Origin of the sequence: Staphylococcus sp. 8AQ, from assembly GCF_902506595.1 — a bacterium.
GTDB lineage: Bacteria > Bacillota > Bacilli > Staphylococcales > Staphylococcaceae > Staphylococcus > Staphylococcus pasteuri.
Map to the genome: position 1 here is coordinate 2,448,005 of NZ_LR733871.1, position 21,614 is coordinate 2,469,618.

The 21,614-nt window shown below is 34.8% G+C and carries 14 protein-coding genes; 10 read left to right on the forward strand and 4 right to left on the reverse strand.

Annotated elements, in window-relative coordinates:
- Positions 1–51 precede the first annotated feature (51 nt).
- A complete protein-coding gene (locus GVY01_RS11965) occupies positions 52–423 on the forward strand; it encodes a DUF2294 domain-containing protein (protein ID WP_017637013.1) in 372 nt (123 codons plus the stop codon).
- Positions 424–476: 53 nt separating this feature from the next.
- On the opposite strand, the gene GVY01_RS11970 is transcribed toward GVY01_RS11965, so the two are convergent.
- Positions 477–722: a hypothetical protein gene (locus GVY01_RS11970; RefSeq protein ID WP_026083468.1), complete on the reverse strand. Its 246-nt coding sequence runs from the start codon at positions 720–722 to the stop codon at positions 477–479.
- Between the two features lie 485 nt (positions 723–1,207).
- Between GVY01_RS11970 and GVY01_RS11975 the strand changes: the two genes are divergently transcribed.
- The 4 genes from GVY01_RS11975 (at position 1,208) to GVY01_RS11990 (ending at position 4,495) form a co-directional block, all read left to right on the forward strand.
- Positions 1,208–1,882, forward strand: coding sequence for a phosphatase PAP2 family protein (locus tag GVY01_RS11975; RefSeq protein ID WP_159333782.1), 675 nt, complete (start codon positions 1,208–1,210; stop codon positions 1,880–1,882).
- 66 nt (positions 1,883–1,948) lie between these two features.
- Positions 1,949–2,680: an alpha/beta hydrolase gene (locus tag GVY01_RS11980; protein ID WP_026083469.1), complete on the forward strand. Its 732-nt coding sequence runs from the start codon at positions 1,949–1,951 to the stop codon at positions 2,678–2,680.
- 27 nt (positions 2,681–2,707) lie between these two features.
- On the forward strand, positions 2,708–2,950 hold the full coding sequence (locus GVY01_RS11985) for a hypothetical protein (RefSeq protein ID WP_017637016.1): 243 nt from the start codon (positions 2,708–2,710) through the stop codon (positions 2,948–2,950).
- A gap of 216 nt (positions 2,951–3,166) precedes the next feature.
- Positions 3,167–4,495, forward strand: a complete 1,329-nt coding sequence (locus tag GVY01_RS11990) for a sodium-dependent transporter (RefSeq protein ID WP_017637017.1) — start codon at positions 3,167–3,169, stop codon at positions 4,493–4,495.
- 71 nt (positions 4,496–4,566) lie between these two features.
- Here the strand turns inward: GVY01_RS11990 and GVY01_RS11995 are convergent, their stop codons facing one another.
- The 3 genes from GVY01_RS11995 to GVY01_RS12005 all read right to left on the reverse strand — a co-directional run bounded on the left by GVY01_RS11995 (position 4,567) and on the right by GVY01_RS12005 (position 6,952).
- A complete protein-coding gene (locus GVY01_RS11995) occupies positions 4,567–5,187 on the reverse strand; it encodes a LysE/ArgO family amino acid transporter (protein ID WP_026083470.1) in 621 nt (206 codons plus the stop codon).
- Positions 5,188–5,392: 205 nt separating this feature from the next.
- Positions 5,393–6,271 carry a glyoxalase III HchA gene (gene hchA / locus GVY01_RS12000; RefSeq protein WP_017637019.1) on the reverse strand — a complete coding sequence of 293 codons (879 nt, stop codon included), beginning with the start codon at positions 6,269–6,271 and terminating at the stop codon, positions 5,393–5,395.
- Between the two features lie 144 nt (positions 6,272–6,415).
- On the reverse strand, positions 6,416–6,952 hold the full coding sequence (locus GVY01_RS12005) for a pentapeptide repeat-containing protein (RefSeq protein WP_017637020.1): 537 nt from the start codon (positions 6,950–6,952) through the stop codon (positions 6,416–6,418).
- A gap of 293 nt (positions 6,953–7,245) precedes the next feature.
- Here GVY01_RS12005 and GVY01_RS12010 point away from each other — a divergent pair, with 293 nt between their 5' ends.
- From GVY01_RS12010 to GVY01_RS12030, 5 genes are all read left to right on the forward strand, one after another.
- A complete protein-coding gene (locus GVY01_RS12010; RefSeq protein WP_017637021.1) occupies positions 7,246–8,154 on the forward strand; it encodes a PLP-dependent cysteine synthase family protein in 909 nt (302 codons plus the stop codon).
- On the forward strand, positions 8,147–9,292 hold the full coding sequence (locus tag GVY01_RS12015) for a bifunctional cystathionine gamma-lyase/homocysteine desulfhydrase (protein ID WP_017637022.1): 1,146 nt from the start codon (positions 8,147–8,149) through the stop codon (positions 9,290–9,292). Before GVY01_RS12010 ends, GVY01_RS12015 begins: the two co-directional genes overlap by 8 nt.
- A 258-nt stretch (positions 9,293–9,550) precedes the next feature.
- Positions 9,551–10,618 carry a Leu/Phe/Val dehydrogenase gene (locus GVY01_RS12020; protein ID WP_017637023.1) on the forward strand — a complete coding sequence of 356 codons (1,068 nt, stop codon included), beginning with the start codon at positions 9,551–9,553 and terminating at the stop codon, positions 10,616–10,618.
- A 736-nt stretch (positions 10,619–11,354) separates the two neighbouring features.
- Positions 11,355–13,910: a YSIRK-type signal peptide-containing protein gene (locus GVY01_RS12025; RefSeq protein WP_159333783.1), complete on the forward strand. Its 2,556-nt coding sequence runs from the start codon at positions 11,355–11,357 to the stop codon at positions 13,908–13,910.
- 21 nt (positions 13,911–13,931) lie between these two features.
- Positions 13,932–21,545: an Ig-like domain-containing protein gene (locus GVY01_RS12030; protein WP_159333784.1), complete on the forward strand. Its 7,614-nt coding sequence runs from the start codon at positions 13,932–13,934 to the stop codon at positions 21,543–21,545.
- Positions 21,546–21,614: the final 69 nt, after the last annotated feature.

A 21,614-nucleotide genomic window follows, 5' to 3' on the forward strand; every position in this document is an offset into this window, starting at 1 on the left:
TAATATGGAAAATGTTAAACTATATGTAATCAATATTTAGGAGTCGTCTATATGAAAAAGTCTAAAGGTGTATATGAAGCTGAAATTAGTAAAGCGATCACTCAATGGGAAAAGGATTATTTAGGAAGAGGTTCTTTATCTGTTAAAACTGACATACTAAGAGATATGGTGATTATCAATTTGCAAGGAATATTAACACCTGCAGAATATCGCGTTTGTGAGACGAGTGAAGGTTTATTGAATATTAAACGCACAAGATCTGAATTAGTTGAATCGGGTCAAAATGATCTTAATAACATTATTCATCAAATTACAGGAATTGAAGTAGTCAGTTTTCATAGCGATTTAAGTACCGTTACAGGTGAACGTGTGATTGTCTTTAAATTAAAAGACAACTTTGAAAAATTAATCAACCAAGCTTGATTTATATAGGAACAGTATGATTTTACGTTAATAGACAAAGGTCATACTGTTTTTTATTTTAAATATAATAAGTACATCACGTAAACATAAAGTCTATAAATGATACCTAATAAATTCGGAAAAATAATCATAGAGGCTAGTAATTTATCACCTTTGAAACCGACAATACATAAAATAATAGGTATCATATAGAGAATGAATAACCAATATAATAGTGTGTCAAATGAGGGATGAATAGGTAAGAAAAAGCGAAATAATGTAATTAACAAGGCACAATAGATTAATATTATTTTGCTCATAAAGGATACCTTTCTAACTATCAAACATAGATGGGTACAGTTGAATGATTACAGTACTTATATTTGAATACGTTTTTAACGTGTGATAGCTATATTTTTTAGATTTTTATTATTATTATAAATTCAATTATACAATAATTTATATGCAAAAGGTATGAGAATTCCAAAGCACTATAGTCATTTAATATCAATTATAAATGGTATCTCAACCTCACTTTAAGCGATTGAATCGTATATAATACATGTAATGGTTGAAAGCACAAAGGATATCATTAACGAAATATAATGAATATAGGTCAAAATAATCGACGTTTAAATAATGGTACAAACGATGGCTTAGTCCAAGAGATTTTGATGGACACAGTTATCAAATAGCAAATCTAACATAATTAAAATCCGACATAAGGCCGAGCCCAACATATGGTCATTTTGTATATGATATAAGAGTTAAGTAACTAAAGTTTGTAAGAGATAGAGGAGATTATATGATAAACAACAAAATAACGACAGGAAAATTTACCATTCCTTTATTTTTGATCAGTGTGTGCTTGTTTATATTTGTTTCATTGCGTATTACTCATGAAGGCGCATTTTTAAAAACACTTGATTTAAAGTCATTACATTGGCTTACTCAGGAATTTGGTACACCACATCGAAATTTTGAAGGTAATTGGTTCAATCATTATATGACATTTTCTGCCACTATAGGCGACGTCAGTGGTGTAATTATTATGTCACTTATTATTACAGTAGTTTTAATGTTTAGATATAAACATATTGCTTTATGGTTTATTTTAACGATTTTAAGTGGCACATTAATGAACATATTAATCAAAATGACAATAGAACGTACAAGACCGTTTAATCATTTAGTCGTTGATAAAGGATATTCATTCCCTAGTGGTCATTCTAATGCCAGTACGCTATTATTTGTAACAATGATTTTTGTGATTATACCAGTAGTTCGCCATGCTATATTGAGGTACGCAATGCTCGTTATTGCGATCATATTGTGGTTAAGTATATTATTTTGTAGATTATACTTTCATGCGCACTACCTTACAGACGTCATTGGTGGTGTCACATTAGCGTTGGCCTGGATCGCACTATGGCTTGCTGTATATCCATTGTTTAAAAAATTAAAGTTAAAAGGCAAATAGTTAATGTCTTTTTAAAAGTGATATTATATACGTATTAAATTTTAAAAGTTAGGAGAGTACGACATGATGAATATTAAATCACCAAGTCCACTTTATTTAAAAGGTACAAACAATCAAGCAATATTATTATTACATTCATTTACAGGTACTGTTAAAGATGTAAAACACCTTGCGACAACATTGAATGAACAAGGATTTACTTGTTATGTACCTAATTATCCTGGTCACGGACTACCAGTGACTCAGTTTGTAGCGTACAATGTTGAAGATTGGTGGCATTGCGTGCAAGAAGCGTATCAATTTTTAAAAAGTGAAGGATTTGAGAAAATTAATGCTGCTGGCGTCTCATTAGGTGGTTTATTCACATTACGTTTAGCTGAAAACGTTGAGTTAAACCGTATTGTAGTCATGTCTGCACCAAGCGAAAAGACGAAAGCAGGTATCTCTTGGCGTTTGGAAAAATATGGGAAACGTATGAATGACATAATGAGATTATCAGAAAGTGAAAGCACTCATGAATTAGCGCAAATAGAGGATTATCAAAATGATATAAAAACATTCCAAGAGGTTATTAATGATATTATGTCACATTTGAATGAAATTACTGCAACTGCAAGAATAGTATATGGTGGTCAGGATGAAGCGGCTTATGAAGACAGTGCCCACTATATTTTCAACCAAATCAGTAGTGAACATAAAACGATACAAGAATTCCCACGCAATCAACACTTGATGACGCATGGTGAGGGTAGAGACGAATTGGAGCAAGATATTGTTAAGTTCTTCACTGAGCAATAATATCTTTATAAAAGGGCGTGTTCATAGATGAAAAGGACTTTTTTATTAACATATATAACGACTTCGGGTAAAACATATACAGAATTTAAGACATTTGAAAATGGCATAGATAAAGATAAATGTGTGAGACGAATTTTAGATGAATTTGATGAGTTGCCATATTTATATTTAGAAAAGGGAAATAGCATCCATTATATCAATGTTGATCACATTGAAAGTTTAGAGATTGAAGAAGTACATGATGGACAGTCAATCACTTATAGCAGTTAAAATATGAAAAGCTAAAAATTTAAAATAATGTTACAAGCAAAATAGCCATAACTCATTCATTTTCAGTTTATATTTAAATACAAATTGAAAAAGGTGAGCAAGGCTATTTTTTTATTATTCTGACAATTTAGATGGATATTGCACATAAATGCTATAAATGGTAAAGTGTTACTTAAATACATAAACGCTTTAACGCGCTAAAGGAAGTGATTGGATATGAGCAAACAATCAGAATGGAAGACATCAACTGGTTTTATATTGGCAAGTGCTGGTTCTGCAATAGGTCTAGGAGCAATGTGGAAATTCCCTTATATGGCAGGCATTTATGGTGGCGGCGCATTTTTATTAATGTTTTTAATCTTCACCATATTTGTAGGACTACCATTATTAGTAATGGAATTTACTGTTGGGAAAATGGGAAGAACCTATACCACACAAATATATAGTAAACTTACAGGCAAAAAATGGTTAAATATTATAGGGTGGAATGGTAACTTAGCAGTATTTATCTTATTCGGTTTCTATAGTGTTATTGGCGGATGGATTATAATCTATATGGCTAATGTCATTTGGCAAATAGTTACGTCGAATACATCTGATCTTGGTCAAATTCAATTTGAATCGATTATTAGTAATCCATGGTTAACAGTGACAGGACAGGGTATTTTTATTTTCTTAACAATGATTATAGTCATGCTCGGTGTCGAAAAAGGCTTAGAAAAAGCTTCCAAAATCATGATGCCGTTATTATTTATCTTTCTAATAATTGTTGTTGGAAAATCGTTAACTTTAGACGGTTCTATGGAAGGCGTACGTTATTTATTGCAACCCCGAATTAAAGATATATCAATGGAAGGCATCTTATTTGCTCTTGGACAATCCTTCTTTACATTATCATTGGGAACGACTGGGATGATTACTTATGCAAGCTATGCTCCGAAAGCTATGACAATTAAATCATCGGCTATTTCAATTGTATTGATGAATATTTTAGTTTCAGTCTTAGCAGGATTAGCAATCTTTCCAGCGTTAAAAACATTCGGATACCAGCCGCAAGAAGGGCCCGGTTTATTATTTAAAGTGCTACCTTTAGTATTCGATAAAATGCATTTCGGTATCGTCTTTTATCTTATCTTTTTAATTTTATTTTTATTTGCAGCATTAACATCATCTATTTCATTATTAGAGTTAAACGTTTCTAATTTTACAAAAAATGATAATACTAAACGTCGACCTGTTGCACTTATCGCAAGTATACTCGTATTTATCATCAGTATTCCAGCCACTTTATCGTTCAGTAGTTTAAGTGGAATTAAATTTGGCGCTGGCACTATATTCGATAACATGGATTTTATTGTATCTAATATTCTAATGCCATTAGGAGCGCTAGGTACTACGCTTGTTGTAGGCCAATTATTAGATAAAAATTTATTAAGAGAAAACTTTGGTAGAGACAAATTCAAACTATTTTTACCTTGGTATTATTTAATTAAATTTGTTATGCCAATCGTAATTATTTTAGTATTTATAGTTCAGTTATTTTAAAAAAAGATTTTAGATAAAAATATAGCAATAAAGGCTTATCGAAACTACGAATTTCGATAAGCCTTTTTATATTATCCAACCAAAATATGCCAAATATTTTTGATGATAAGTAAACTGACAATTAGAACGATAATACTCGAGATTTTATTTAAAATAATGATGTATTTACCAGTTTTATCAACAGACCCTAACATTTTTCCAAGGACTGCTAACAAAATAAACCAAATCCAAGAAACTGAAATAGTAGCTATTGCGAATAATACCTTTTCGTTACCTTGATACATAGAAACGCTAGTACCAATGACGCCGATTGTATCCATAATCGCATGGGGATTAAGTAGTGAAACAGAGAGTGCAAATCCGATTTGTTTCTTAGCGCTCATAGGTTCCATATGTTCTAAATTATTTGGCTTTTCATTCCACAATGACCAAGCCATATATAATAAGAAGGCTAGGCCAATAATATAAATTACTAATTGTAAAATAGGTAGTGACATTAAAACGAGTGAAACACCTAATATAGCTAATACTATTAAAGTCGTATCACATAAACCTGCTGTAATAATGACAGGTAATGCTTTGGTTAATTTCTTTTGATTAGCTCCCTGGTTAAATACAAATACGTTTTGAGCACCTAATGGCAAGATAAGACCTAAAGCAAGTAAGAATCCGTGAATCATAGGTTGCATAATAGTACCCCTTTTTTATGAGCTAGAATATTTATCTTAAAAAGTTTAAATATCTGAATATTTAAAAATATTATACGGAAGACATATATACTTTTCAATATTAAATATTTTATTAGGGATTGTTCTCATAAAAAAGCCCAAAGCAGTTGTGTTTTAAATGCTTTGGGCTATGAAATATATATTTTGAAATTGAGATTAACAAATTAGATTATGACTCTTTTGTGGCCTCTACTAATGTATCTGCTGCAAGTAAACCAAGATTATTTGAAGCTAATGGACTATCGCCAGTTAATAACTTACGGTCTTGGTGTGTCTGGCCACTCATTTCTTTATTTACAATATTAAGTCCTTGTTTGCTTAATAAGTCTGCAACTAACCATTTAAGTTTACCTGGCAAGTAACCAATGTCGATATTAGCGCCGTCATCAAGCGCATCGGGGAATACACAAACTGAATAGCCTTCAAATGGTGATGATTCTCTATTTAAACCAGCAGATAATAATGCAGCAGGACCATGACATAATGTGATAATAAACTTATCATAATCTAATGCCCAATCTAACGTTTGTTGTACATCTTCACTTTTTGAAATGCCAACTACAGCAGCATGTCCTCCAGGTATAAATAGGGAAATATAATCTGAATCAGGACCGAGTTCATTTTTAACTACTTCTGATAACACTTTTGGTTGTTTTAGTTTTTCCTTTAATTTATTGTAAGTCGATTGAACAGCCTCATCTTCTCCAGGCATAGCCCAATGTTCCAATTTTACAGGATAACCCGTTAATGTAGCTACATCGACATCGAAACCTGCTTCCATTAAATGATGCAATGGTAATAACATTTCTACTGGGTGATTACCTGTGGAGAACATTTTGCCGTTTTCTAACAATACATATCGTTCTTCTGCGGCAATCATTAATACTTTCCATTTACCTCCAGTATAAGCATTTTTATGTTTGACACCATCAAAGTCTGTTTTAGGTGCTGTATATTGACTTAATGAATAAGGAGAAGGGAAAAATGCATTATCCTCCGCTTTATCAGGCGTTGGCACTTTACTTAATTCACTTGTGTCTTGAGTCATATTCAATTCCTTCTTTCGTAGGTTTGTAATGTTTATTACCTTGTAAGATATCTCATAAACATATACTAATAGCTACATGTCTCTCTTTTAATATAAAAAATGTACACTAAGACAGCATTATAAGGTCTAAGTGTACACGTTGAATTAGATGTATTGTACATTTTCGAAAATGACATTTTGTTTTTGAAGTTCTTCTGCAATATTTTGAGGTAATTTAGTATTTTTAAATGTCACATGATCAAAGAAGCAGTGTTTTAATTTTATATTTTCAAATACAGATTGGTTAATTTCTGTTTTTTTAAAAGTGACATTTTTAAATGTAGTATCAGTGATTTTGACTTCACTAAACGTATTGCCATCAAACACAACATCTTGAAAGACCGTATTATTAATCGTTGTTTCATCAAACGTTGTATTTTCTGCGTTAATGTTTTTAAATTGATTTTTGTAAAAATTAACTTGTTCGAATATGCAGTCATTCAAACTACTATTTACAAATTTACTATTTGAGACAGCGTTAATGTTTTTAAATATACCTTCATTAAAATTACAATTTTTAAAACGACTTTTATTAACTTCTAATTCATCGTACATAGAATTTCTAAAATTAGTTGAATTATGATTTACATTTTTATAGTTTTCTTGAGTGAATACAGATAGCGATAAGTCTTTATTTGCCATATAATTACAAACTCCTTTACTAGCGTTAAATGATATTTCTTTTCTTATACAGGAAAAATAAATATAAAATTATAGAATTAATATACGTTATTCATCATAACATGAGATGGCTTCTGGCACATTTGATTGAGTTTGAAAATAGAAATATAAAAATATGATTTATTATAAACAGTGAAATTGCAAAATATTCTAAAATCATTTATAATTCATACCTGTTAAATAAGAATTATTGGAATATGGAAAAGGCATTGTATAGTTTTCCTTAAAATACATAGGAGATGTATATATATAACATGATTGCATACGATTTGATTGGACAAACACCACTTGTTTTATTAGAAAGTTATAGTGATGAAAACGTTAAAATTTATGCTAAACTTGAGCAATTTAATCCTGGAGGCAGTGTCAAAGATAGGCTAGGAAAGTATCTTGTTGAACAAGCAATAGAAGAAGGACGTCTTCAACGCGGTGATACTATAGTGGAAGCTACGGCTGGAAATACTGGCATAGGATTAGCTATAGCAGCTAATCGCTACGATCTAAAATGTGTCATATTTGCACCTGAAGGCTTTTCTGAAGAGAAAATTTCAATTATGCGTGCGTTAGGTGCTGATGTAAAAAGAACAGCTAAAGATGAAGGCATGATTGGAGCACAACAAGTTGCCAAACAATACGCTACTGACACACAATCCATTTATATGAATCAGTTTGAAACTAAACATAACCCTGATGCCTATACACATACCTTGGGGAAAGAACTTACAGATGAACTGAATCATATTGACTATTTCGTAGCTGGTGCTGGATCTGGTGGTACATTTACAGGTGTAGCAAGACATTTACAACCTTTAGGTGTTAAAAGCTATATTGTTGAACCAGAAGGCTCGATATTAAATGGTGGACCAAGTCATGCTCATGACACAGAGGGCATTGGTTCAGAGAAGTGGCCTGGATTTTTAGAGAAAACTTTAGTCGACGGTATTTTTACAATTAGTGATAAACATGCTTTTGAAAACGTAAAAAATATTGCTAAAAATGAAGGATTACTTGTAGGTAGTTCATCTGGTGCAGCATTACAAGGTGCACTTGAATTAAAACAACAATTAGACAAAGGGGTAATCGTAACCATATTCCCTGATGGTAGTGATCGATATATGTCAAAACAAATATTTAATTATAAGGAGATGGATGATAATGAATAAAAAAACACAAATGATTCATGGCGGACATACTACAGACGAATATACAGGTGCTGTAACAACACCTATATATCAAACAAGTACTTACTTACAAGATGATATTGGAGATTTACGTCAAGGTTATGAATATTCTCGTACAGCCAATCCAACGCGTGCATCATTAGAAAGTGTCATTGCAGATTTAGAACATGGTAAACATGGTTTCGCATTTGGGTCAGGTATGGCTGCAATTAGTGCAGTTATTATGTTATTAGATAAAGGCGATCACCTTATATTAAATTCTGATGTATACGGTGGCACATATCGTGCATTAACTAAAGTATTTACAAGATTCGGATTAGATGTTGATTTTGTTGATACTACAAATATTGATGAAGTTGAAAAATATATTAAACCTGAAACTAAAATGTTATATATTGAAACACCTTCTAATCCGTTATTACGTGTAACAGATATTAAAGGTACTGTAGAAATTGCTAAAAAACACAATTTAATTTCTGTTGTAGATAATACATTTATGACACCTTATTATCAAAATCCATTAGACTTTGGCATTGATATTGTTTTACATTCTGCTACTAAATACATTGGCGGACACAGTGATGTAGTAGCTGGATTAGTAGTAACTGCTGACGATGAATTAGGAGAACGTATTGGTTTTATTTCTAATTCAACAGGTGGCGTTCTTGGACCACAAGATAGTTATTTATTAGTAAGAGGAATCAAAACACTTGGCTTACGTATGGAACAAATTAATCGTAATGTTGAAGCGGTTATTGATATGCTTCAATCTCATGACAGTGTACAAAAAGTATTCCATCCAAGTGTGAAAAGTCACCTAAATTATGATATACATGCAGCGCAAGCAGACGGTCATACAGGTGTAATCGCTTTTGAAGTGAAAGATACTGAAGCAGCTAAAAAAGTTATTCACGCAACACAATATTTCACTTTAGCTGAAAGTTTAGGTGCAGTTGAAAGCTTAATCTCAGTACCTGCTTTAATGACACATGCGTCTATCCCATCAGATGTGCGAGCTAAAGAAGGTATTACTGACGGCTTAATTCGTTTATCAATAGGTATTGAAGATACAGATGATTTAGTCAATGACTTAAAACAAGCACTTAACACATTAAATTAAATCTAATTAGTCATATATAAGCGTATCTTTCTTTCATTTAATAATTCACAACATTAATAGATCGAGATTAGTATAAACTGACGACAAAGAATCAAATTTTGTCGTCAGTTTTTTATTTTTAATAGAAAATTAAGTGTAAATAAATTTTCATATAATTCTCAATTTGGCTAATATTGTGCGTGTTTTAAATTAAGATTATTCATTTATTGTCAGGGTATGCGAACAATGTACATTGAATTATAGAGAGGGGTATTTTTAATGATTTTCGAAACTATGGAACAAGAAGACTATGAACAAATGGTTTTTTGCCAAGATAAAGCAACAGGCTTAAAGGCAATTATTTGTATTCATGATACGACACTTGGACCAGCATTAGGCGGTTGCCGCGTTAGAAATGATTATAATTCTGAAGAAGAAGCAATAGAAGATGCTATGAATTTAGCACGTGGTATGACATATAAAAATGCAGCTGCTGGCTTAGACCTTGGTGGAGGTAAGACAGTAGTGATGGGTTCACCTAATAAAGAAGATGAAGAAGCATTTTATAGAGCATTAGGTCGCTATGTTAATACATTAAATGGTCGTTACTATACAGCAGAAGATGTTGGTACATCTGAACATGAAATGAATTTAATTTATAAAGAAACACCATATGTTTGTGGTACTAGTCAATCATTTGGATCAGCAGGTAATCCTAGTCCAATGACTGCTTATGGTATTTATATAGCAATGAAACGTACGGCTATGGAACAATTTAATGGTGAATCACTCGAAGGTAAAACAGTAGCCGTCCAAGGTGTAGGTCACGTATCATATGAACTTTGTCGCTTATTACATGAAGACGGAGTTAAGTTAATTGTGACTGATATCAATAAAAATAACGCACAACGAGCAGTTGATGAATTTAATGCACAATTTGTCGAACCAGATGACATCTTTTCAGTAGAAGCGGATATTTTCGCACCATGTGCACTTGGTGGTATTTTAAATGATGATACTATTCCTCAATTAAAAGTTAAAGCCGTATGTGGTTCAGCGAATAACCAATTAAAAGATGAAAATAAACATAGTAAAATGTTAGAAGAAAAAGGTATATTATATGCACCAGACTATATTGTTAATAGTGGTGGTGTAATCAATACAGCTGACGAATTAAATGGTTACAATGAAGCGCGTGCGACAGAAAGTATTGAAGGTATCGATAAGATTGTTAAACATATATTCGATATAGCTAAATCTCAAAATAAGACACCATTAGAAGCTTCACAACATTTTGCTGAAACACGTATGAATCAAATGTCACGTATTCATGATATTAGAAAATAAAAATGATGAAATAAAATATAGAATTGTTGTAGCCTGGGATAAATAACTGTCTCAGGCTACAATTTTATATTGGCAGTAGTTGACTGATAAAGTAATTCTTTTTCTTTAGAAATTAGAATTACTTATGCATGAGTGTTAACTCATGTAATCCTTAGTGGAATACCTTAGCTAAAGCTAATGTGTAAGTATCACTAAACTATTTAAAAATAGTAGTGATACTTTATTTTAAATTCTAGTCAACCTTGCCGGGGTTAGACTACGAAATAAATTTTAGGAAAATATTATTTCTGTCTAACTCCCTTTTTAATTGTGTAATGAAATTGATGAGATATGATACTCAATTTGAAGTAATAACTGCTATTTTGAAAAATTACTTTAACAAATTTGAATAATCGAAAATGATTTTGGTTATTCGGGTTTATAAATCATATATCCGGATAAAGGAAAGTTATCAAAGTACAATTTTATTATTGAATAGAGAAAGCATATAAAAAACAAAACATAAAATGTATATCTGTATTAATTGAAATTTTGACAAACTTAATTGCGTACAAAATAGTTTTGTCAAATCCATTTTATATATTTATTCATATTATTACTAAAAAATGATAAATATAAATTTGGATAAAAATTGTACAGATATATAGTTTTGTAACATTTGTAAAAAGTAAATCAATTAAGTATTATATGTATATACAATATTAAAATTGTGCAAAATATATGAGGTGATTCATAAATGAAGAACAAACAAGGCTTTTTACCACACAAACTAAATAAATATGCAATTAGAAAATTCACAGCAGGAACAGCATCACTATTAATAGGTGCAACATTAGTATTTGGAGCAGGAAATGTAGCTAGAGCAGATGAATTAGATAATGCATCTGCTCAAAATAGCGATGGCAACAAAGATAAAAGTGAACCTGTTGATATAACAGAACTCACTAATAGTAATGAAACAAATAGTACAGAAACGAGTGCCACAGACAAAACAGCTACTCAAACAGACAATGCTAATAGTGACCAACAAACTACTACAACTAATAAAGATGTAGAGGAGAAAACAACAAATAATACTGGCGATAAGCAAAGTACCGAACAAGCGAATTCAGACAACGTTTCTTCAGATAAAACATCAGCACAAGAATCCTCAAGTATTGAACAAAACACAATTGATAACTCAAACAAAAAAGCATCGACAACAAAAGATGAATCTACAACAGAGTCAGCAACTTCTGAGAACAAAACAACATCTACAGATGACAAACAAGTAGAGTCAAATAAAGACGATGAATCTATAAATAAACAAGATAGTGAAACTAATTCTACTTCTAAAGAAAATCAAACTTCAGATAAAACGACTTCAGATAAAATCTCTTCAGAAAAGAATAATACTGCAGATAAAACATCAACTAAAAATGTAGACAAAACAACTTCCAATAAAACAACATCTAAAACAGAAGGAAAAACAACTAAAGCAACAACTAAAAATTCGACATCTAAACAAGATACTAAAAAAGTAACAACTAAAAAGGCTACTGATAAAACATCAACTAAAAAAACTGAATCAAGCAAAAAAGAAACAACATCTAAAAATTCTAGTAAGTCTACTAAAACAAATAAAACAACAGCAAAAGAAACTACTGAATTAACAAAACAATTAGCGAAATCTAAAAATAAAGAAAAAGCAGTGCAATCATTTTTAAATGATCAAGTTTCAACAACTGAAGCAAAAGAAATATTGAAAAATACAGATGTAGACTTTAACAAAGCAACTGATGAAGAAATCAATCAAGCTGTATTACAAGCTGCTTTAAAAGAAATGGTAGACAAACAAAAGAGCACAGAAACATTAGCTACTCAGCCTAGAACTAGAACATTTATGCGCGCAATGGCTACACCTAGAATGCTTGCTGCCGCTGTTAGTGGTGACGAAAAAGCACAAAAATCATTAAATTATTCTGATAACTATACATTTGCGTCACTAGTATTTGATCCTGAAGCTTTAGATTCTGACGCAGTTAAAAATAGTACATCAATTCCATTTAATATTCATGCATATATGTCAGGTTCTAACTCAGGTTCTAGATATAAAATTGATTTAAATCTAGACTCTAAAATTGCAGATCATGTTACTAAAATATCTGTAAATCAAGCTGGTGGTAGCAATCCGGTCACATTTACGAGATTGAAAAATGATGATGGCACACCGTCTAATATTTGGGAGATTAACTATATTCGTGCGAACGGTGGTTTATTTGGTGGCGCTGAAATTTTAGCTAATAAAACAGCAGCTGGTGGTCAAATTGAATTAGATGATACTGTTGAAAATATTCTTAATGAAGCAGGAGATTTAAGTAATAATAAACTTAATTATCAAATCTATGTTAGAGACTCTTCTGCCAATACGATTGTACGTTCATCAGAAAGTAGTGGTTATTTCCTTACATCGACTGATGATGATTTAGTTAAGTTAAATAATAATACATCTACAGCTAATTCAAAAGATTTTAAAGCAAGTAGTGGTACAGCTATTTTAGATACTAAAGTTGGTGATAACGGAGCGATTATTGTTGACCAACAAATCGTTAAAAATGGCACATTTGGTTATGGTGGTGCTTCAAACAAACAATGGAGTTATAACTATCAAATCGATAAAGACTTAATTCCATTTATTCAAAGTGTTGAATTAGATAGATATGATTACAATGGTTTAAATGGATTTAATAAAACTTATAATGCATCTAATAAGGTAGCAGATCTATCTATAGATGCGAACGGTAATGGTACAATTACTGCTAGTGATTTAAACAGTTTAATTGAATTTAATAATGGATTACCAGAGCCAATTGGTATGAGAATTGTTATTAAATTAAATCAAAGTGCTAATAACATTCTGACTAAAGATGCACAATATGACGCAAATGGAAATTTAATTACTTCTACAGCTGACCAAGTTGAAGACTTTACATTTGCAGGTTATCTTACTGATAATGCTGGTCAACTTATTAATAACTCTTTAGGAACATCTTCTTTAGAATTACAAGACTATGATCAAGATGGTCTTTTAGATAGATATGAAAGAGAAGTATCATTAACAGATCCAAATGATGCAGATACAGATGATGACTCTAAAAATGATGGAGATGAGGTTAAGACATATAAAACTTCACCATTAGTAGGTAAACCAACTGCAGCCGATATTACAATTAATGATACAAAAGTAAGTGGATCAGTCACTTTAAAAGCAAATGCAGGTACTCAAACTGCTAAAGTAATTAATTCAGCATGACAAGTTATTGGTACATCTACTGTGAATAGCGATGGAACTTTCTCAGTTACTATCCCTAAATCAGCAGCAGGTCAGTACACAATAGCTATTGATGCATCTAACTATGATAATGATGAAACAAATACATTTAATATTATAGATAATACAATTGTTCCTGCGCCTTTAGTGGATCCAGTTGACGATAATGATACGACTATTGGTGTTCATGGTACGGCTGGTTCAACAATTACGGTTAAAGATAACAATAATAATGTGATAGGCACAGTTACATTAGGAGCGAATAGCACGTCAGGTACCTTAACATTATCTAAACCATTAACAGCAGGAACTCAGTTAACATCTACTGCTAGTAAAAATGGAAAAACAAGTGAAGTTTCACCAACAGTAACAGTAACAGATGCAACAGCACCGGACGCACCTGTGATTAATCCTGTAACAAGTGAAGATACTACAGTGACAGGAACAGCAGAACCAAACTCAACAGTAACAGTGACATTCCCAGACGGAACAACACAAGTTACGACTGCTGATGCGTCAGGTAATTATACTGTTAATATTCCAGCAAATGAAGATTTCACTGGTGGAGAAACAATTACTGCTTCTGCTAAAGATGCAGCAGGTAATAAATCTGTGGATTCAAATATTACAGTCACAGATGCGACAGCACCAAATCAACCTACTGTTAATAGAGTAACAAGTGAAGATAAAACAATTACAGGAACAGCAGAACCAAACTCAACAGTAACAATCACGTTCCCAAATGGAACAAAAGTGGAAGCAATTGCGACATCAAATGGTAGTTATAGAGTTGCAATTCCAACTAATATAGATTTAAAAGGTGGAGAAACATTAAACGTTACTTCAACAGATAAAGCAGGTAATAAATCTACTAACGCTAATACAACAGTTGTTGATGTAACGGCACCGGATGAACCTACAATCAATACTGTAACAAGTGAAGATACACAAATTACAGGAACAGCAGAACCAAATTCAACAGTGACAGTAACATACCCAGATGGAACAACGTCTACAGCTACAGCAGATGCTTCAGGAAATTATACTATGGACATACCAGCTTCTGAGGATCTCATAGGAAATGAAGAATTAAGCGTAACAGCAACTGATGCAGCAGGTAATGTTTCAACAGAAGGTGGAACGACTGTACTTGATACAACAGCGCCAGAAGTGCCAACAGTGAACTCTGTAACAAGTGAAGATACAACGATTACAGGAACAGCAGAACCAAATTCAACAGTAACAGTAACGTTCCCAGACGGCACAACAGCAACAGCTAATGCAGACGGCGATGGCAACTATACAATTGATATTCCATCAAATGAGGATTTAAAAGGTGGAGAAACGTTACCAGTCACATCAACAGATGAAGCAGGTAATCAATCTGGAGAAGCAACAACAACTGTCACAGATATAACTGCGCCAGAAGTACCGACTATTAATCCTGTAACAAGTGAAGATACAACAATCACAGGTCATGCGGAACCAAATTCAACAGTAACAGTGACGTTCCCAGACGGTAATACTGCGACAGCTGCAACAGATACAGATGGTAATTATGTTATTAATATTCCAACAGATGAAGATTTAAAAGGCGGAGAAGAATTATCAGTCGCATCAACAGATAAAGCTGGCAATAAATCTGACGTAGCAACAACAGAAGTTACAGACACAACAGCACCAGAAGTACCAACTGTAAATCCAGTGACAAGTGAAGATACAACAATCACGGGAACGGCAGAGCCAAATTCAACAGTAACAGTGACATTCCCAGATGGAACAACGGCTACTGCTGAAACAGATGCTGATGGTAATTACGTGATTGATATTCCATCAAATGAAGACTTAAAAGGTGGAGAAGTACTACCAGTTACCGCGACAGATAAAGCAGGTAACACATCAGATGAAGCTAGTACGACAGTGACAGATATAACAGCACCGGTCGTACCGACAGTGAATCCAGTGACAAGTGAAGATACAACAATCACAGGTAAAGCCGAACCAAATTCAACAGTAACAGTAACATTCCCAGATGGAACAACAGCGACAGGAACAACAGATGCGGACGGTAACTATGTCATCAATATTCCATCAAGTGAAGACTTAAAAGGTGGAGAAACACTACCTGTTACAGCAACAGATAAAGCTGGTAATAAATCAGATGAAGCGACAACTACGGTGACAGATACAACAGCACCGACAGTACCAACAGTAAACCCAGTAACAAGTGAAGATACACAAATTACGGGTAAAGCTGAACCAGGTTCAACAGTAACGGTAACGTTCCCAGACGGCACAACAGCGACAGGCACTACAGATGCGGATGGTAATTATGTCATTGATATTCCAACTAATGAAGACTTGAAAGGTGGAGAAACATTACCAGTTACAGCAACAGACAAAGACGGTAATAAGTCAGACCCAGCAACAACGGTCGTAACAGACACAACAGCACCGACAGTACCGACAGTAAATCCAGTAACAAGTGATGATACAACAATCACAGGTAAGGCAGAACCAGGTTCAACAGTGACAGTAACATTCCCAGACGGCACAACAGCAACAGGTATAACTGATGAGAATGGCAACTATGTGATTAATATCCCAAGTCGCGAAGATTTAAAAGGTGGAGAAACATTACCAGTTACAGCAACGGATAAAGATGGTAATAAATCAGACCCAGCAACAACAACAGTGACAGATACAACAGCACCAGATGCACCAACAGTAAATCCAGTAACAAGCGATGATACAACAATCACAGGTAAGGCTGAACCAGGCTCAACAGTGACAGTAACATTCCCAGATGGCAATACAGCTAGTGCCACAACAGATGCGGATGGAAACTATACAATTAATATACCAACTAATGAAGACTTAAAAGGCGGAGAAACATTACCAGTTACCGCTACAGATAAAACTGGTAATACGTCAGGAGAAGCAACAACAACAGTAACAGATACTACGGCACCAGATGCGCCAACAGTAAATCCAGTAACAAGTGATGATACGCAAATTACTGGTAAGGCAGAGCCGAATTCAACAGTGACAGTAACATTCCCAGATGGTACTAAAGCTAGTGGTATAACAGATGCGGATGGCAATTATGTCATTGATATTCCAGCGAATGAAGATTTAAAAGGTGGAGAAGATTTACCAATTACTGCTACTGATAAAGCAGGTAATACATCTGGAGAAACGAAAACAACAGTGACAGATACAACAGCACCGACAATACCAACAGTTAATCCAGTAACAAGTGACGATACACAAATTACAGGTAAAGCAGAGCCAGGTTCAACAGTGACAGTAACGTTCCCAGATGGCACAACAGCAACTGGAACAGCTGATGAAAATGGTAATTACATTATCGATATTCCAGCTAATGAGGACTTAAAAGGTGGAGAAACTCTACCAGTTACAGCGACAGATAAAGCCGGAAACAAATCAGATCCAGCAACGACAACTGTAGCAGACACAACAGCACCAACAGTACCATCAGTAAACCCAGTAACAAGTGATGATACTGAAATCACAGGTAAAGCAGAACCAGGTTCAACAGTGACAGTGACATTCCCAGATGGCACAACAGCAACTGGTACTGCAGATGACGATGGCAACTATACAATTAACATTCCATCTAGTGAAGACTTAAAAGGTGGGGAAACATTACCAGTTACAGCTACAGATAAAGATGGAAATAAATCAGATCCTGCAACAACAACTGTGGCAGATACAACGGCACCAGATGCACCAACTGTTAATCCAGTAACAAGTGACGACACACAAATCACAGGTAAAGCTGAACCAAATTCAACAGTGACAGTAACCTTCCCAGATGGTAAAACTGCAAGTGCTACAACAGATGCAGACGGCAACTATGTCATCAATATTCCATCTAGTGAGGACTTAAAAGGTGGAGAAACTCTACCAGTTACTTCAACAGATAAAGCAGGCAACACTTCTGATAAAGCAACAACGACAGTTACAGATACGACAGCACCAGATGTGCCAACAATAAATTCAGTGACAAGTGAAGATAAAACAATTACTGGAACAGCAGAACCAAACTCAACAGTCACAGTAACGTTCCCAGACGGCACAACAGCAACTGGCACTGCAGATGATGAGGGTAACTATGTGATTGATATCCCAGCTAATGAAGATTTAAAAGGTGGAGAAACATTACCAGTTACAGCGACAGATAAAGCAGGCAACACATCTGATAAAGCAACAACAACAGTGACAGATACTACAGCACCGACAGTACCGTCTGTCAATCCAGTGACAAGTGACGATACACAAATTACTGGTAAAGCTGAACCAGGTTCAACAGTGACAGTAACGTTCCCAGATGGCACAACAGCAACTGGTACTACAGATGATAATGGTAACTATGTAATAAACATTCCTGCGAATGAAGATTTAAAAGGCGGAGAAACGTTACCAGTTACAGCGACAGACAAAGATGGTAATAAATCAGAGCCAGCAACAACAGTGGTAACAGACACAACAGCGCCATCTGTACCGACAGTGAACCCAGTAACAAGTGAAGATAAAACAATCACAGGTAAAGCCGAGCCAGGTTCAACAGTAACAGTGACGTTCCCGGATGGCACAACAGCGACAGGAACTACAGATGACAATGGTAACTATGTTATAAATATACCTGCGAATGAAGACCTAAAAGGTGGAGAAACATTACCAGTTACAGCAACAGACAAAGATGGAAATAAATCTGATCAAGCAACAACAACAGTCGCAGATACAACGGCACCAACAGTACCAACTGTGAACCCAGTGACAAGTGAAGACAAAACAATCACAGGTAAAGCCGAGCCAGGTTCAACAGTAACAGTAACGTTCCCAGACGGAACAACAGCGACAGGAACTGCAGATGATAATGGTAACTATGTCATCGACATTCCATCTAATGAAGACTTAAAAGGTGGAGAAACATTACCAGTTACTTCAACAGATAAAGATGGTAATAAGTCTGATCCAGCGACAACAGTTGTCGCAGATACAACAGCACCGACAGTACCGACTGTCAACCCAGTTACAAGTGAAGATAAAACAATCACAGGAACAGCTGAGCCAAACTCAAGAGTGACAGTGACATTCCCAGATGGCAATACAGCAAGTGCAACAACAGATGCAGATGGTAATTATGTGATTAATATACCTGCAAATGAAGATCTAAAAGGTGGAGAGACATTACCAGTCACAGCGACAGATAAAGACGGTAACCAATCAGATCCAGCGACAACAACAGTAACGGATACAACAGCGCCAGAAGCACCAACTGTAAACCCAGTGACAAGTGACGATACACAAATCACAGGTAAAGCCGAGCCGAACTCAACAGTAACAGTAACGTTCCCAGACGGAACAACAGCAACTGGAACTGCCGATGCAGATGGTAATTATGTGATTGACATTCCATCTAACGAAGATTTAAAAGGTGGAGAAACATTACCGGTAACAGCGACAGACAAGGATGGCAACACTTCTGATAAAGCGACAACAGTGGTAACAGATACAACAGCACCAACAGTGCCGACTGTGAACCCAGTAACAAGTGAAGATAAAACAATCACAGGAACAGCCGAACCAAATTCAACAGTAACAGTGACATTCCCAGACGGAACAACAGCAACTGGAACTGCCGATGCAGATGGTAATTATGTGATTGACATTCCATCTAATGAAGACTTAAAAGGTGGAGAAACATTACCAGTTACAGCAACAGACAAAGATGGCAACACGTCAGAGCCAGCAACAACAGTGGTAACAGATACAACAGCACCAGATACACCAACAATCAATCCAGTGACAAGTGATGATACACAAATCACAGGTAAAGCCGAGCCAAACTCAAGAGTGACAGTGACGTTCCCAGATGGAACAACAACTACTGGTATCGCAGATGACGATGGTAACTATGTCATCGACATTCCAGCTAACGAAGATCTAAAAGGCGGAGAAACATTACCAGTCACAGCAACAGACAAAGATGGCAACACATCAGAGCCAGCATCAACAGTAGTAACAGACACAACAGCACCATCAGTACCGACTGTGAACCCAGTAACAAGTGAAGATAAAACAATTACTGGAACAGCAGAACCAGGTTCAACAGTAACAGTGACGTTCCCAGATGGCACAACAGCAACTGGAACTGCCGATGCCGACGGTAATTATGTCATCGACATTCCATCTAATGAAGACCTAAAAGGTGGGGAAACATTACCAGTTACTGCGACAGACAAAGATGGCAACACTTCTGAAAAAGCATCAACTGTTGTCAAAGACACAACAGCACCAAATGTACCAACAATCAATCCAGTGACGAGTGATGATACACAAATCACAGGAAAAGCAGAGCCAAACTCAACAGTAACAGTGACGTTCCCAGACGGAACAACAGCGAGTGCAACAACAGATGCAGATGGTAATTACGTGATTGACATTCCATCTAACGTAGATTTAAAAGGTGGAGAAACATTATCAGTAACAGCGACAGATAAAGATGGCAACACTTCTGATAAAGCGTCAACAGTTGTAACAGATACAACAGCACCGACAGCACCAACTGTTAATCCAGTAACAAGTGAAGACAAAACAATCACAGGAACAGCAGAACCAGGCTCAACTGTGACAGTAACATTCCCAGATGGCACAACAGCAACTGGCACTGCCGATGAAAATGGTAATTATGTGATTGACATTCCAGCTAATGAAGACCTAAAAGGTGGGGAAACATTACCAGTTACTGCGACAGACAAAGATGGCAACACTTCTGAAAAAGCATCAACTGTTGTTAAAGATACAACAGCACCAGAAGCACCAACTGTTAATCCTGTTCATAAAGGCGATAAAACAATCACAGGAACAGCAGAACCAGGTTCAACAGTAACAGTAACGTTCCCAGATGGAAGAACTGCCAGTGGTACAGCAGATGAAGATGGTAATTATGTGATAAATATTCCTACTGGTGAAGAACTAAAAGGTGGAGATCATATCGGAGTAACAGCAACGGATGCAGACGGTAATATCTCACCATCTACTGATGGAACAGTTATTGATAACAGTAAACCAGTCGACCCAAATCAACCAACAGAGCCAACAAAACCAGTCGACCCAACAAATCCAAATCATACAAAACAACCGACAGATTCTGATGATTCAACAAATCCTAGTCAGCCGGCTGAACCGAAAGAAACAAAAGATACAACTCAACCAACAGCACCGTCAAATGATAGTAAATCAACATCATCAACTCGTGCATATGGAAGCAATAAAGCAACCCATAATTCAGTTCAACGAGATACTGAAGAACAAGCACAAACAGATAACAACAGCGAAGTAACTAATTCTAACCAAAATAATGGTAGTAAAGTAGTAGATATGAATGGACAACAAGTAGAAAAATCAACGAAATCATCAACAAACAAAGATAAAGATCAAGGTAAAGGTCAGAGTGAACTACCTGAAACAGGACAAGATGTAGTTAATAAAGGAACGTTGTTCGGTACATTATTAGCCGGACTAGGTGCACTATTCTTATTCTTCAAACGTCGTAGAGAAGATGAAGACGAAGAAGAAAATAAATAATAAAATGAAATATTGATATCACAAGGCTCATTCCATTTTTGGAATGGGCCTTTTATTATAAAAAAACCG